The organism is Methylobacterium komagatae (assembly GCF_042661665.1).
Taxonomy (GTDB): domain Bacteria; phylum Pseudomonadota; class Alphaproteobacteria; order Rhizobiales; family Beijerinckiaceae; genus Methylobacterium; species Methylobacterium komagatae.
In genome coordinates this window covers 2,340,087-2,353,587 of the sequence record NZ_JBHSWN010000001.1, presented here as the reverse complement: position 1 = coordinate 2,353,587, position 13,501 = coordinate 2,340,087, and the positions used below count along the sequence as shown (strand labels likewise).

13 protein-coding genes and 1 pseudogene are annotated in these 13,501 nt (G+C 69.0%); 2 read left to right on the top strand and 12 right to left on the bottom strand.

Annotated features, from left to right (window positions below; translation table 11 throughout):
* Positions 1-31 precede the first annotated feature (31 nt).
* Together ACFQE0_RS11470 and ACFQE0_RS11465 are read right to left on the bottom strand one after the other, a co-directional pair.
* Positions 32-1,108, bottom strand: coding sequence for a phytoene/squalene synthase family protein (locus ACFQE0_RS11470; RefSeq protein ID WP_378969674.1), 1,077 nt, complete (start codon positions 1,106-1,108; stop codon positions 32-34).
* Positions 1,089-2,609, bottom strand: coding sequence for a phytoene desaturase (locus ACFQE0_RS11465; RefSeq protein ID WP_378969671.1), 1,521 nt, complete (start codon positions 2,607-2,609; stop codon positions 1,089-1,091). The genes ACFQE0_RS11470 and ACFQE0_RS11465 overlap by 20 nt, the downstream gene beginning before the upstream one ends.
* Positions 2,610-2,739: 130 nt before the next feature.
* Here ACFQE0_RS11465 and ade point away from each other — a divergent pair, with 130 nt between their 5' ends.
* The gene (gene ade / locus ACFQE0_RS11460; protein WP_378969669.1) at positions 2,740-4,458 is read left to right on the top strand and encodes an adenine deaminase; all 1,719 of its coding nucleotides are present in this window, start codon (positions 2,740-2,742) and stop codon (positions 4,456-4,458) included.
* Between the two features lie 110 nt (positions 4,459-4,568).
* Positions 4,569-4,994 carry an organic hydroperoxide resistance protein gene (locus ACFQE0_RS11455; RefSeq protein ID WP_378969668.1) on the top strand — a complete coding sequence of 142 codons (426 nt, stop codon included), beginning with the start codon at positions 4,569-4,571 and terminating at the stop codon, positions 4,992-4,994.
* Positions 4,995-5,055: 61 nt separating this feature from the next.
* Here the strand turns inward: ACFQE0_RS11455 and dprA are convergent, their stop codons facing one another.
* The 10 genes and pseudogenes from dprA to ACFQE0_RS11405 all read right to left on the bottom strand — a co-directional run bounded on the left by dprA (position 5,056) and on the right by ACFQE0_RS11405 (position 13,501).
* Complete coding sequence (gene dprA, locus ACFQE0_RS11450; protein WP_378969667.1) at positions 5,056-6,243, bottom strand: DNA-processing protein DprA; 1,188 nt, start codon at positions 6,241-6,243, stop codon at positions 5,056-5,058.
* 7 nt (positions 6,244-6,250) lie between these two features.
* A complete protein-coding gene (plsY, locus tag ACFQE0_RS11445; protein WP_378969665.1) occupies positions 6,251-6,856 on the bottom strand; it encodes a glycerol-3-phosphate 1-O-acyltransferase PlsY in 606 nt (201 codons plus the stop codon).
* Complete coding sequence (locus ACFQE0_RS11440) at positions 6,853-8,157, bottom strand: dihydroorotase (protein WP_378969662.1); 1,305 nt, start codon at positions 8,155-8,157, stop codon at positions 6,853-6,855. The genes plsY and ACFQE0_RS11440 overlap by 4 nt, the downstream gene beginning before the upstream one ends.
* Positions 8,154-8,948 (bottom strand): imidazole glycerol phosphate synthase subunit HisF, encoded by a 795-nt coding sequence (hisF, locus tag ACFQE0_RS11435; protein WP_378969660.1) that lies wholly within the window; start codon positions 8,946-8,948, stop codon positions 8,154-8,156. The genes ACFQE0_RS11440 and hisF overlap by 4 nt, the downstream gene beginning before the upstream one ends.
* Positions 8,949-8,985: 37 nt before the next feature.
* Positions 8,986-9,720, bottom strand: coding sequence for a 1-(5-phosphoribosyl)-5-[(5-phosphoribosylamino)methylideneamino]imidazole-4-carboxamide isomerase (gene hisA, locus ACFQE0_RS11430; protein WP_378969657.1), 735 nt, complete (start codon positions 9,718-9,720; stop codon positions 8,986-8,988).
* 34 nt (positions 9,721-9,754) lie between these two features.
* Positions 9,755-10,416: pseudogene (gene hisH, locus ACFQE0_RS11425) on the bottom strand (imidazole glycerol phosphate synthase subunit HisH).
* 16 nt (positions 10,417-10,432) lie between these two features.
* Positions 10,433-10,918: a DUF2628 domain-containing protein gene (locus ACFQE0_RS11420; protein ID WP_417568581.1), complete on the bottom strand. Its 486-nt coding sequence runs from the start codon at positions 10,916-10,918 to the stop codon at positions 10,433-10,435.
* A gap of 18 nt (positions 10,919-10,936) precedes the next feature.
* The gene (gene hisB, locus ACFQE0_RS11415; protein ID WP_378969652.1) at positions 10,937-11,524 is read right to left on the bottom strand and encodes an imidazoleglycerol-phosphate dehydratase HisB; all 588 of its coding nucleotides are present in this window, start codon (positions 11,522-11,524) and stop codon (positions 10,937-10,939) included.
* A gap of 84 nt (positions 11,525-11,608) precedes the next feature.
* Positions 11,609-12,484, bottom strand: coding sequence for an S-methyl-5'-thioadenosine phosphorylase (locus ACFQE0_RS11410; RefSeq protein WP_378969650.1), 876 nt, complete (start codon positions 12,482-12,484; stop codon positions 11,609-11,611).
* A gap of 108 nt (positions 12,485-12,592) precedes the next feature.
* Positions 12,593-13,501 (bottom strand): cytochrome c1, encoded by a 909-nt coding sequence (locus ACFQE0_RS11405; RefSeq protein ID WP_378969648.1) that lies wholly within the window; start codon positions 13,499-13,501, stop codon positions 12,593-12,595.

The window sequence follows — 13,501 nt, the reverse complement described above, 5'->3', positions numbered from 1 at the left end:
CCGGCCTGATGCAATCAGGCCGGATACGGCTTTAGCGAGCGATCTCCGACTGGGCCCCCTGCGCGAAAGCTTCGCGCTCGCGCAGGGTCTCGATCAGGTCGAGCACGTGGAGTACGCGGCCACGCAGATCCCACCATGACGGCAGGGCGCGGGGGCCGCGCGGCATGGGATAGGCCGCGACCGCCTCGATGAGAAACGCCGTCTGCGCCAGCGGCGGCAGGGCGAGGTCCCGACCGGCCGGACGCGGCACGGAGGCGGCCAGCGCGTGGCCGAGCTTCGCCCAATCGCCGACCCTGGCCCGGTGGGTGACGCAATCGTAGCCGTTACGGGCGACCGACAGGCCGATGCGGGAATAGATCCGCGAGGCGGCACGAATCGCCGGCCGACAGCGTGGCGGCAACGCGGCGATGCCGGATTCGGCGCGGGCATAGAGCCTGTCGGCCTCCGCAAGCAGACGGGCCACCACCTGAGCCAGGGTGGGCGACGGGCGCGGATGCTCCAAGAACGCCTCGGCGTCGAGCCCGGCCTCGTCCATCCAGTCTCTAGGCAGATAGAGACGGCCCATGCGGGCATCCTCGCCCACGTCGCGGGCGATGTTGGTGAGTTGCATCGCGGCGCCGAGATCGCAGGCGCGGGCCAGGGCTTCCTGTCCCCGCACGCCCATGATGAGGGCCATCATCACCCCGACGGAACCCGCCACGCGGGCGGCATAGGCGTGCAATTCGCCGATATCCGCATAGGAGCGCCCCTGCGCATCCCATTCCAGTCCTTCGACCAGGGCGAGCGGCAGCGCCTCGGGAATGGCGTGGGCGGCGATGGTCGTGGCGAAGGCGCGGTCCGCGGGATCGTCGACCGGACAGCCGGCATAGGCGAGGCGGATCCGTTCGCGCAGACGCGCCACCGCCCGGTGGCGGCCATGAACGTCGTCGTTCTCGTCCACGAGGTCGTCGGCCAAGCGGCAGAACGCATAGAGTCCGTGGGCGGGCTGGCGCACCGACGACGGCAGCAGCAAGCCCGCCGCGTGGAAGCTCTTGGAGCCCGCGCGGATCGCGGTGCGACAAGCCGCGCGATCATCGGCGCGGATCGGTTCAGGCCGTGACACGGGCATCCGGCACCACGCGATCGAGGATACGAGCGGACGAGAGAACGCCGGGCAGACCGGCACCCGGATGGGTGCCCGCGCCGACGAGGTAGAGGTTCGGCACCGAGGATCGGTTGTGCGGCCTGAACCATGCCGATTGGGTCAGCACCGGTTCCAAACCGAAGCCGGAGCCGCGGAAGCTCAGGAAGTCGTCCTGAAAATCCTGCGGCGTGGTCACGAAACTTGTGGCGAGTTCGGCACGTAGGTTGGGCAGAACGCTCTCTTCGAGCATCGCCTCGATCCGCTGGCGATACGGCTCGGCCAGGGCCGCCCAATCCTGCCCACCCGCGAGGTTCGGCACGGGGGCCAGCACGTAGAAGCAATCCTGTCCCGGCGGGGCGAGGCTGTCATCCGTCGCCGTGGGACGGTGGAGGTAGAGGCTCGCATCCTCCGCCAGGACCTTCCGGTCGAAGATGTCGCCCAAAAGCTCGCGGTAGCGCGGCCCGAGCATGATCGTGTGGTGTGCCACGTCCGGGTAACGGCGGCGGGTCCCGAAATACCAGACGAACAGCCCCATGGACGAGCGAGACCGCTTCAGGCGGCGCGGGCTCCAGCGCAGGCTCTCGGGCAGGAGTTTCGCCTGGGTCAGGGCGGAATCTGCGTTGCTCACCACGATGCCGGCGGGGATAAAATCGCCGCCCGCCAGCCGAACACCGCGCGCCGCTCCGTTCTCGACAACGATCTCGCCGACTTCGGCGCCGAGACGCACCCGGCCGCCCTGCCCCCGGATCAGCCGCACCAGCCCGTCCACGAGCTTGCCCGTGCCGCCCATGGCGAAATGCACGCCCCAACGCCGCTCGAGATCGGCGATCAGGCAATAGACACCGCTCGCCTTGAACGGGTTTCCTCCGATCAGGAGCGGGTGAAAGCTGAACACGGTGCGCAGCCGCTCGTCGCGGATGAAGCTCGCCACCACCGAATGGACGCTGCGGTGGCCGGAGAGGCGCAGCAGATCGGGGGCGATCTTCAGCATCGCGCCGACCGAGCCGAAGGGCACATGGCCCAGTTGCTCGAAGCCCAGCGCGCAAACCGCGCGGGCATGGGCCATGAACCGCTCGTAGCCCGCCACGTCGCCGGGGGAGAACTTGGCGACTTCGGCGCGCATCCGCTCCGGGTCGCCGCTGTAGTCGAAGGTGGCGCCGTCGCTGAACCGGATCCGGTAGAACGGATCCATCGGGACCATGGTCACGTCATCGGACAGGCGCTTGCCCGCGAGTTCCCATAATTCCTCGAACAGGAACGGCGCGGTGACGATGGTCGGCCCGGCATCGAAGGTGAAGCCGTCCCGGCGGTGGACGCGGGCGCGCCCGCCGGGCTGCTCCAGCCGTTCCAGCACCGTCACGCGATAGCCGCGCGCGCCGAGGCGGACCGCGGCGGCCAATCCGCCGAATCCCGAGCCGATCACCACGGCGTGAGGCCGCGGATCGCTCGTGTCCCTCGACTCCGGTCTGGCCGCGAGTGTCAACATTGCTTGACAGTGCCCGGCGATGTTCCGGCGCGCAAGAGAGAAAATCTCGCATGCGGCACCGTTGGCACCGGGTTCTCACGCGTTCGCCGAAGCTGGCACAGTCCTGGCAGCGCAGCCGTCGGAGGTGAGCATGAGCGTGGACTTTCTCAGGCGGGCCATCACGCAGGGAGCGGGGCGGGGCGAAGCCGATCTCGTCCTCAAGAACGGCCGCTTCCTCGACCTCGTGACAGGCAACCTCGTCCCTTCCGACATCGCCATCTGCGGCGGGCGTATCGTCGGCACGTTCGGGAGCTATCGCGGGCGGCGCGAGATCGACATTACCGGCAAGGTCGTGGTGCCGGGCTTCATCGACACGCACTTCCATGTGGAATCGTCGCTGATGCCACCGCTGGAATTCGAGCGATGCGTGCTGCCGCGCGGCGTCACCACCGGCATCTGCGATCCCCACGAGATGGCCAACGTCCTCGGGACGGACGCTTTCGCATGGTTCCTCGAATCGGCCGAAGCAACGATCATGGACCTGCGGGTCCAGCTTTCGTCCTGCGTGCCTGCGGCGGCGCATCTCGAAACCTCCGGCGCCTGCATCGAGGCTGCCGACCTCCTGCCCTTCGCGAGCCATCCCAAGGTGATCGGGCTCGCCGAGTTCATGAATTTCCCCGGCGTCCTCGCCTGCGACGAGGGCGCGCTGGCCAAGCTCGCGGCCTTCCAGGACCGCCATATCGACGGACATGCGCCGCTCCTGCGCGGGAGCGCCCTCAACGGTTACATCGCTGCCGGTATCCGGACGGAGCACGAGGCGACGACGCCCGAAGAGGCGATGGAGAAGCTCTCCAAGGGCATGACCGTCCTGATCCGCGAGGGCTCGGTCTCGAAGGATCTGCACGCCCTGGCGCCGATCCTCGATGAGCGCACGGCGCCGTTCCTGGCCTTCTGCACCGACGACCGGAACCCCCTCGACATCGCCGAGGAGGGGCATCTCGACTTCGTGGTGCGCACGGCGATCCGGCTCGGATGCCCTCCGCTCGCCGTCTACCGCGCCGTCTCATGGTCGGCAGCGCGGGCCTTCGGGCTGCACGATCGCGGCCTCGTCGCTCCCGGCCAGCGGGCCGACCTCGTCATCCTCGACGATCTGGCCAATTGCTCGGTCTCGGGCGTCCTTAGCGCCGGACGGCCGGTGGACGATGCCGCGTTCGCCGAGCGCCGGGCGGTCGCGCCGATCGGGCGGAACAGCATCCGCAGCCGCCGGGTGAATGCCGCTGATTTCGCGGCGCCCGGTTCCGGCCCCTCCACGCCGGTGATCGGCGTGGTGCCGGGCAAGATCATTACGCTGCGCCACGACCTCACCCTCCCCTACTCGGACGGGGAGCGGAGGATCGACCTCGATCAAGACGCAGTGAAGGTCGCGGTGGTGGAGCGGCATGGGCGGACACGACCGGGCGAAACCGGCATCGGCGTCGCCTTCGTGAAGGGCTTCGGCCTGAAGCGCGGCGCCATCGCCTCCTCGGTCGGGCACGATTGCCATAACATCACGGTGGTCGGTGCCGATGAGGCGGATATGGCGGTGGCCGTGAACCGCCTCGGCGAGATCGAGGGCGGCTTCGTGGTGGCCGAGGGGGGCCGGGTGCTCGCAGAGATCGCCCTACCGCTCGCCGGGCTGATGAGCCTGCAATCCCATTCCGGTATTGCCGGGTCTCTCCGGCATCTGCGCGGGGCGGCGCGCAGCCTCGGCGTCGTGTTGCCGGAGCCTTTCCTTCAGGTCGCATTCCTACCCCTGCCGGTGATCCCCCACCTGAAGATCACGGATCGCGGCCTCGTCGATGTCGACCGCTTCGAACTGGTCGATGCGTGAAGCCTGCGTGACCGAGAAGCGCAAATTTAGATTGTGCGCAATTTATATTCTGGTTATTGCGAATTCGTCCGCCATCTAAGCGGCACCGCGATTTCGCTGGGGAGACGACGATGTCCGTTGACGTGAAGTACCGCACGACCGCCACCGCCACCGGGGGCCGCGACGGCTCCGCGAAGACCGAGGATGGCAGCCTCTCGGTGAAGCTCTCCACCCCGAAGGAGCTGGGCGGCGGCGGCGGCGAAGGCAACAACCCTGAGCAGCTCTTCGCGGCCGGCTATTCCGCCTGCTTCCTCGGCGCGATGAAGTTCGTGGCGCCGCAGCTCTCGCTGAAGGTTCCGGAAGACACCACCGTCACCGCCACCGTGGGCATCGGCCCGCGCTCCGAGGGCGGCTTCGGCATCACGGCCGATCTCAAGGTCAGCCTGCCGGGCCTCGATAAGGCGGATGCCGAGCGTCTGGTTCAGGAGGCTCACAAGGTGTGCCCGTACTCCAACGCTACGCGCAACAACGTCGATGTCGGCCTGACCGTCGCCTGAGACCCAACCGGCCCGTCCGCGCGTTTTCGCCCCTCCTTCCTCCAGGAAGCGAGGGGCTTTTTCATGCGTGAGGCACTCCGCGGACCAACGCCACCATTCCACTCCCGTGCCGCTCGATATACCCGTCGAGTTCCAGTTCGAGCAGGACGGTCTGGACCGTTCGGATCTCGCATTGCGCCGCGCGGGCGAGTTCGTTGATCGCGACGGGACCAGGACCGAGCAGAGCGAGAATTCGGCTATGCTCGTCACGCGGCTCGGGTTCGGGCTCCGGCGCCGTGTCAGCGACGGGGGCCGAGGCCCCGTCGAAATCCAACTCTTCCCAGAAATCCGGCTGGTCCGCGAGATCCGGACGCCTGCGGGCGGGGGCGGCCTCCGGCACGGAACCGTGCTCGATGATCGGCCCGATCACCTCGAGGATGTGGTCCGCCTCCGTGACCAGGGTCGCACCCTGGCGGATCAAGTCGTTCGTGCCGTCCGAGCGCGGATCGAGCGGCGAGCCCGGCACCGCGAACACCTCGCGGTTCTGCTCCAGGGCGTAGCGCGCGGTGATGAGCGAGCCCGAGCGGCGGGCCGCCTCCACCACGACGCTGCCGTAACTCAGGCCGGACACGATCCGGTTGCGGCGGGGGAAGTCCTGGCTGCGCGCTTGCCACCCCATCGGCATCTCCGCGAGGACGGCGCCGCCCGCATCGAGAATGGCATCGACCAGGGCCGCATGGTTCGCGGGGTAGATCCGGTCATGCCCGCCCGCCATCACCGCCACCGTGCCGGTGGCGAGGCTGGCATGATGAGCGCGGGCATCGATGCCGCGCGCAAGACCGGAGACGATGACGAGCCCGGCCTCGCCCAGACTGCGCGCCAGCCGCTCGGTGAACACGCCCCCGGCGGCGGACGCGTTGCGCGAACCGACGATGGCGATGGCCGGACGCGACAGGATCGCGGGATCGCCCCGCAGGGCGATGAGCGGCGGCGCGGCATCGATGGCCCGAAGCAGGGCCGGATAGGCGGCATCGCCCGTGGCGATGAAGCGGCCGCCGAGGCGGGCGAGCGCCGCTACCTCGTCCTCGGCTTGGGCGCGGCTCGGAGGGATGACCGGCCGCCCCTTGCGACGGCTGAGATCCGGCAGGGCCTCCAGCGCCGCCGCCGCGCCGCCGAAACGGTTGATCAATTGGCGGAAGCTGCGGGGACCGATGCCCTCGGTGCGGATGAGGCGAAGCCAGTCGAGCCGTTGCGCGTCGGAAAGGTCCATCGCGCGTTCACCCCTTCTGGCCGATCCGCCCCTCGGTGCCTGCCGCAAGGCGTTTGATGTTGGGAGCGTGCTTCCACCACAGCAGGAGGCCGAGCACGACGAAGAGCAGGGCGGCGGCGGGCAGGCCGAGCAGCCACAGAACCACGGGCGTCACTGCCGAGGCGGCCAGCGCCGCAAGCGACGAATATTTGAAGGCGAAGGCCAGCCCGAGCCAGACCACCGCGAAGGCCAGAAGCGCCGCCGGGCTGAAGGCGATGAGCAGCCCGATCAGCGTCGCGACGCCCTTGCCGCCCTTGAATCCGAGCCAGACCGGAAAGAGGTGCCCCAGGAAGGCCCCGAGCCCCGCCGCGATCGCGGGCCCTTCACCGAGCTGCGCTGCGATCAGCACGGCGGCGGTGCCCTTCAGGGCGTCCCCCAACAGGGTCGCGAAGGCGAGGCCCTTGCGGCCGGTGCGCAGGACGTTGGTGGCGCCGATATTGCCGGAGCCGATGGAGCGCACATCCCCCAGCCCTGCGATGCGGGTGAAGATAAGCCCGAAGGGAATCGAACCGAGCGCGTAGCCGATACCCAGGCCCGCGAGGGCGGGGAGCGTGGCGAGATCGGCGGGAATCATGCCGCTGCCGCCAGATCATCGACCGCGTGGACGACGCGACCACCGACCATGGTCAGCACCGCTGCACCTTGAAGACGGGCACTGTCGAAGGGCGAGTTCTTCGAGCGGGACTTCAGCCGCCGCTTGTCGACGACATAGGGGAGGTCCGGGTCGATCAGCACGAGATCGGCTGGCGCACCGACCGCCAGCCGCCCGGCGGGCTTGCCAAGGAGGGCCGCGGGATTTGCGGTCATTGCCGCGATCAGGCGAGGCAGGCTGACATCGCCCGTATGGACGAGGCGCATGGCTGCGCCGAGCAGGGTCTCGATGCCGAGCGCCCCATCCGCCGCCTCGGCGAAGGGCAGACGCTTGGTGTCGGCATCTTGCGGGTTGTGATCGGAGACGACGACGTCGATCACCCCGGAGGCCAGGGCGGCCACCATCGCCTGACGGTCGGCCTCGTCGCGCAGGGGCGGGGAGAGACGGCAGAAGGTGCGGTAATGGCCGATATCGTTCTCGTTGAGGACGAGGTTGTTCACCGACACGCCGCAGGTGACGGGCAACCCGTCCTCCTTCGCGCGGCGAACGATCTCGACCGAATCGGAGCAGGAGATCATCGCCGCGTGGTAACGGGCACCTGTGAGGCGCACGAGGCGGAGGTCGCGCTCCAGCATCACGGTCTCGGCCTCGCGGGGCACACCCATCAGGCCGAGACGTGAGGCGAGTTCGCCCTCATTCATCACGCCCTCGGCGGCGAGACTCGCTTCCTCGACATGCTGCATGATGAGCACGCCGAAATCGCGGGCATAGGTCAGCGCCCGGCGCATCACCTGCGCATCGGCCACCGCGCGGAGACCGTCGGTGAAGGCCACCGCGCCCGCTTCCTGCAACAGGCCGAACTCCGTCATCTCCCGGCCCGCGAGGCCCTTGGTGATGGCAGCGGCGGGCAGAACGTTGACGCAAGCCGTGTCCCGCGCGCGCCGCAGGACGAAATCCACAATGGCCGGGCCGTCGATCACCGGATTGGTGTCCGGCATGCAGACCAGCGTGGTCACGCCCCCGGCGGCGGCGGCGGCGCTGGCCGAGGCCAGAGTCTCGCGGTGCTCGGCGCCGGGCTCGCCCACGAAGGCGCGCAGATCAATCAGACCAGGCGCGAGGACGCGGCCCGCGCAGTCGATGCGCTTGGCGCCCGCGGGCGCACCGGGCGCGGCCCCCTGCGCGATGTCGGCGATGACACCGTCCCGGACGAGGATCGCGCCGGGCTTTTCCGTGCCGCACGATGGATCGAGCAGGGTCGCGTTGGCGAGCAGAAGGTCGGTCACGGGCGCGGCTCCGCGAGGGGATCGAGGCGCATGGCGAGGCCGGCGGCGGCCATATGCGCCTTGGCCTCGCTGATCGTAGCTTGGCCGAAATGGAAGATCGAGGCGGCGAGCACGGCGCTGGCCCCGCCCTCGGCGACACCCGCCACAAGATCGTCGAGCCCGCCGACACCGCCCGAGGCGATGACCGGCACGCCGACCGAATCGGAGATCGCCCGCGTGAGCGCCAGGTCGTAGCCGGAGCGGGTGCCGTCCCGGTCCATGGACGTCACGAGCAATTCGCCCGCGCCCTTCTCGGCGACGAGCCGGGCGAAGGCGATGGCGTCGATGCCGGTCGGGTCACGCCCGCCATGGGTGAAGATCTCCCAGCGCAGGGGCTCGCCGGGGGCGGAGACGCGCTTGGCGTCGATGGCCACCACGATGCATTGCGCGCCGAACTTTTCCGCCGCCCGGGCGACGAGATCAGGATCCTTCACGGCTGAGGTGTTGATCGCGACCTTGTCCGCTCCTGCGAGCAGCAGGGCGCGCACATCCTCGACGGCGCGCACGCCACCGCCGACCGTGAGCGGCATGAAGCAGGCTTCCGCCGTGCGGCTCACGACGTCGAGCAGGGTGCCGCGCGCCTCACGGCTCGCCGTGATGTCGAGGAAGCAGAGTTCGTCCGCCCCCGCCGCGTCATAGGCCTTGGCGGCCTCCACCGGATCGCCCGCATCGCGCAGGCCCTCGAAGCGCACGCCTTTGACGACGCGACCGTCCTTCACGTCGAGGCAGGGAATGATGCGGGTCTTGAGCACGGGACGGGCTTCCGTTCTGCCTGAGGTCGCCGCGAGCTTAACGCGAGGCCGCCGCGATCGCGGCGAGCGCCGCGATGGGGTCGATGCGGCCGTCATAGAGGGCGCGGCCGGTGATGGCGCCCGCGATCAACGCGCAATCGGGCTCCAGCAGGCGGTGCACGTCCGCGATGGAGGCGAGGCCGCCCGAGGCGATCACCGGCACGGCGACGGCCTCGGCCAGCGCGAGCGTCATCTCGACGTTGAGCCCCTTCAGAATGCCGTCGCGGGCGATGTCGGTGTAGACGATGGCCGCGACCCCGGCATCCTCGAACCGACGCCCGAGCTCCTCGGCGGTCATGCTGGAGGTCTGCGCCCAGCCCTCGACCGCGACGCGCCCGTCCTTGGCATCGATGCCCACGGCCACCTTACCGGGATGCAGCCGGGCCGCCTCGCGGACGAAGGCCGGATCGCGCACGGCGGCGGTGCCGATGATGACGCGGGCAACGCCCTTGGACAGCCAGCCTTCCAAGGTCTTCATGTCCCGGATGCCGCCACCGAGTTGCACCGGAATGTCGATGGTCGCGAGGATCGATTCGACCGCCTCGGCATTCCGCGGCGCGCCCGCAAAGGCGCCGTCGAGATCGACCACGTGCAGCCACGAGAAACCCTGTCCGGCGAAGATCGCCGCCTGAGCGGCGGGGTCGTCCCCGAAGACGGTCGCCCGGTCCATGTCTCCCTGGACGAGGCGGACGCAGCGGCCACCCTTCAGGTCGATTGCGGGATACAGGATCACCGGGATGTCTTTCTCGTCTGTCCTGCGGCGCCGGTCAGGGGCGCCAGCGGAGGAAGTTGGCGATGAGGGCGAGGCCGAGATGCTGGCTCTTCTCGGGGTGGAACTGCATGCCGGCGACGTTGTCACGTGCCACGGCGGCCGTTACCGGGCCGCCGTACTCCGCCCGCATCACCGTGTCATCGGGATGCTCGGGCGTCAGGGCGAAGCTGTGCACGAAATAGGCATGCAGCCCCCTTCCCCGGTCGGGATGCCCTCGAACAGGGCGTGGGGGCGAACCGCGCTCAGGGTGTTCCAGCCCATATGCGGCACCTTCAACGCAGGATCCGACGGCCGGATCGGCCCGACATCGCCGGGGATCCAGCCGAGGCCGGGCGTCTCGACATATTCGAGCCCGCGAGACGCCAGCAATTGCATGCCGACGCAAATGCCGAGGAAGGGCTTGCCCTCGCGCTTGACCGCGTCGGTCATGGCTTCGACCATGCCGGGAACGGCGTCGAGCCCGGCCCGGCAATCGGCATAGGCGCCTACCCCCGGCAGAACGATACGGTCCGCCGCCGCCACGACCTCGGGGTCGGCGGTCAGGACGATGCGCGTGCCGTCGAGGCCGGCCTCGCGAGCCGCACGCTCGAATGCCTTCAAGGCCGAGTGAAGGTTGCCCGAGCCGTAATCGATGATGGCGACGGTCTGTCCGGTCATTCCCTGTCCCACGCCGTCACCGCAGCCCTTCACGGGCGGGGAACAGACCAATCACCGGTTCCGCCCGGCGCGCGGGGCCGCCTGGGAAGGGCGCGCGCGGCGGCAACGACGCGTTGCTCGGGTCGAGCCAGCGGGCGAGCGCCTTCGCTTCGGCCTCGGCGGCATCCCGCGCCACGATCACGTCGCGGGCGACCCAGCCCTTGCGGGCCAATGTCCAGCGACGCAGGCTCGACGCTTCGAGGCCGATGAGCACGCTCGCGAGCAGAGTCATCAGCGTGCCTGCCCAGCGTGCGAGGCCGAGGGCAAAGCCGCCGAAAGCCAGCAATACCAATCCGGCCAGCACGATGAGGGCCGCGATCCAAAGCCGGTGGTACAGGAACCACAGCACCGAGAAGGCGAAGGCCGGCCGCGAGAACCCGTCGGGCACGAGAACGGCCCGGTCGAGGCCATCGACCTCACCGGGGCGAGCCTCGGGCGGCAGGTGGAGGGTGTAGCTGCGCATGCGCATCAGGCTTGGCCCCTACAATGTTCCCTTGGTCGATGGGACACGGCCCTCTTCGCGCGGATCGATCGCGACGGCCTTTCGCAAAGCCCGGGCCAGTCCTTTGAAGCAACTCTCGGCGATGTGGTGCGCATTCTCGCCGTAGAACGTCTCGACATGCAAGGTGAGCCCCGCATTCATCGCGAAGGCCTGAAACCATTCACGCACAAGTTCGGTGTCGAAGTTTCCGATCTTCTCCACCCGGAACTGCGTGCGGAAGACGAGGAACGGGCGACCGGAGATGTCGACGCAGACGCGGCTCAGCGTCTCGTCCATCGGCAGATGGACGTCGGCGTAGCGCGTCACGCCGCGCTTGTCGCCGAGCGCCTTGGCGAAGGCTTGACCGAGCGCGATGCCGCAATCCTCGGCGGAGTGATGCTGGTCGACATGCAGATCGCCCGCGACCTTGATGTCGAGGTCGAACAGGGCATGCCGCGCGAGCAGTTCGAGCATGTGATCGAGGAAGCCGATGCCGGTGGCGATCGTCGCCTTCCCGGTGCCGTCGAGGGCGACCGACACCGAAACGTCGGTTTCGGCGGTCTTCCGGCTGATACTCGCGCTGCGCATCGTGTCCGTGGCTGGTGTCGGCGGCGAAGGGGCCGCCGGGTGCTTCTAGAATACGTGACGGGAAAGGGAAATCTCGTGCGGGCGTCAGCCCTTCAACACGCGTCCGGCCACGGCATCGAGCTTGGCGAGCAGCGCCGGATCCCGGACGGCGGGCGCCGTCATGATCGCGCCATCGAGCGCCCGGTGCGAGCCTACGGGGCAGAGCTCGCGCTCGGCCGGGAAGTCGCGGGCGAGGCGCGACACCAGACGCGCCGCCTTGTCGGCATTGGCCCGCGCCACGGCGATGACCGCGGCGACGTCGACGGCATCGTGGCCCGGATGCCAGCAATCGTAATCGGTCACCATCGCGATCGTCGCATAGGTGATCTCGGCCTCCCGGGCGAGCTTGGCCTCCGGCATGTTGGTCATGCCGATCACGTCGAAGCCCTGCGCCTTGTAGGCGCGCGACTCAGCAAGCGACGAGAATTGCGGCCCCTCCATGCAGACATAGGTGCCGCCCCGGTGGACGTGGATGTCTTCGGCCTTGGCCGCCTGGGCGATGCGGTCCTGCAGGTGCGGCCCGACCGGGTGAGCCAGGGACACGTGGGCGACACAGCCGTCGCCGAAGAAGGACGAGGCGCGCCCAACGGTCCGGTCCACGAACTGGTCCACGAGGACGAAGAGGCCGGGCGGTAGCTCCTCGCGGAAGGAGCCGCAGGCCGAGAGAGAGACGATGTCGGTAACGCCGACGCGCTTCATCGCGTCGATATTCGCGCGGTAATTGATGCCGGAGGGCGAGAGGCGGTGGCCGCGTCCGTGCCGGGGCAGGAAGACCAGCGTCGTCTTGCCGATGCGCCCGATGCGCAGGGCATCGGAAGGCTCACCCCAGGGAGAGGTGACGCGTTCCTCCCGTACATCCTCCAGGCCCGGCAGGTCGTAGACCCCCGATCCGCCGATCACCCCGAGCACCGCTGCCGTCATTCCGGCGTCTCCGTCACTGTTGTGGTCCGCCGGTAGCATGGTGACCGCGCCCAAAAAGACGGGCCTCCCCGAGGGGAGGCCCGCATATTCGTCCGAGCGTCGGCCGGATCACCAGGCCTTGTGCAGCTCCGGCTGAAGACCGTGGACCTCGCCGCCGGCGCCCGCCCAGACCTTCTTCTTCACGTAGTAGAGCAGCCCCGACATCACGAGCAGGAACAGGATCACCCGGAAGCCCAGGGCCTTGCGTTCCATCATGTGCGGCTCGGCCGACCACATCAGGAAGGCGGCGACGTCCTTGCCGTACTGCTCAACCGTCTCGGGGACGACGGGCTGGTCCTTGTCGTTCTTCGGATAGGTCACCTGACCGTCCGAGATCGGCGGCGGCATCGCGATGATGTGGCCCGGATAGTACAGGTTGTAGTGGCCACCATCCGGCACCTGGAAGTCCTTGGGGGCTTCCTTGTAGCCGTTGAGAAGGCCGTGGATGTAGTCCGGCCCCTGCTCCGAGTAGCCGACGAAAGGCAGCCAATCGTAGAGGAAGGTGAGGTTGCCGCGCGAGAAGGTGCGGGCCTTGGCGATCACCGAGAAATCCGGCGGCGCCTTGCCGCCGTTGGCGGCGGCGGCGGCCTGATCGTTCGGGAAGGGCGGCGGGAAGGTATCGGCCGGGCGACCGGGCCGTTCGAACATCTCGCCCGCATCGTTCGGGCCGTCCTTGACCTGGTAGGTGGCAGCCAGCGCCTTCACCTGGGAGGCCGAGAAGTGCGGGCCGCCTTCCTGCGCGAGGTTGCGGAAGGAGACGAGCTTCATCGAGTGACAGGCGGCGCAGACTTCCTTGTAGACCTGGAAGCCGCGCTGAAGCTGCGCCTCGTCGAAGCGGCCGAACATGCCGGCAAAGCTCCACTTCACCCGCGGCGGGATGGGGCCGCCATGGGCATCCTCGGCCCGCGCGGGCGCACCGAGGAGAAGGGCCGCCACCGTGGCGGCGAGGGTGGTCGAGAGGACGCGCGTCATGGCCAT

Coding starts and splice junctions, on each gene's coding strand:
- ACFQE0_RS11470 (WP_378969674.1), bottom strand. CDS start 1,108: ATGCCCGTGTCACGGCCTGAACCGATCCGCGCCGATGATCGCGCGGCT.
- ACFQE0_RS11465 (WP_378969671.1), bottom strand. CDS start 2,609: ATGTTGACACTCGCGGCCAGACCGGAGTCGAGGGACACGAGCGATCCG.
- ade (WP_378969669.1), top strand. CDS start 2,740: ATGAGCGTGGACTTTCTCAGGCGGGCCATCACGCAGGGAGCGGGGCGG.
- ACFQE0_RS11455 (WP_378969668.1), top strand. CDS start 4,569: ATGTCCGTTGACGTGAAGTACCGCACGACCGCCACCGCCACCGGGGGC.
- dprA (WP_378969667.1), bottom strand. CDS start 6,243: ATGGACCTTTCCGACGCGCAACGGCTCGACTGGCTTCGCCTCATCCGC.
- plsY (WP_378969665.1), bottom strand. CDS start 6,856: ATGATTCCCGCCGATCTCGCCACGCTCCCCGCCCTCGCGGGCCTGGGT.
- ACFQE0_RS11420 (WP_417568581.1), bottom strand. CDS start 10,918: ATGCGCAGCTACACCCTCCACCTGCCGCCCGAGGCTCGCCCCGGTGAG.
- hisB (WP_378969652.1), bottom strand. CDS start 11,524: ATGCGCAGCGCGAGTATCAGCCGGAAGACCGCCGAAACCGACGTTTCG.
- ACFQE0_RS11410 (WP_378969650.1), bottom strand. CDS start 12,484: ATGACGGCAGCGGTGCTCGGGGTGATCGGCGGATCGGGGGTCTACGAC.
- ACFQE0_RS11405 (WP_378969648.1), bottom strand. CDS start 13,501: ATGGCCATGACGCGCGTCCTCTCGACCACCCTCGCCGCCACGGTGGCG.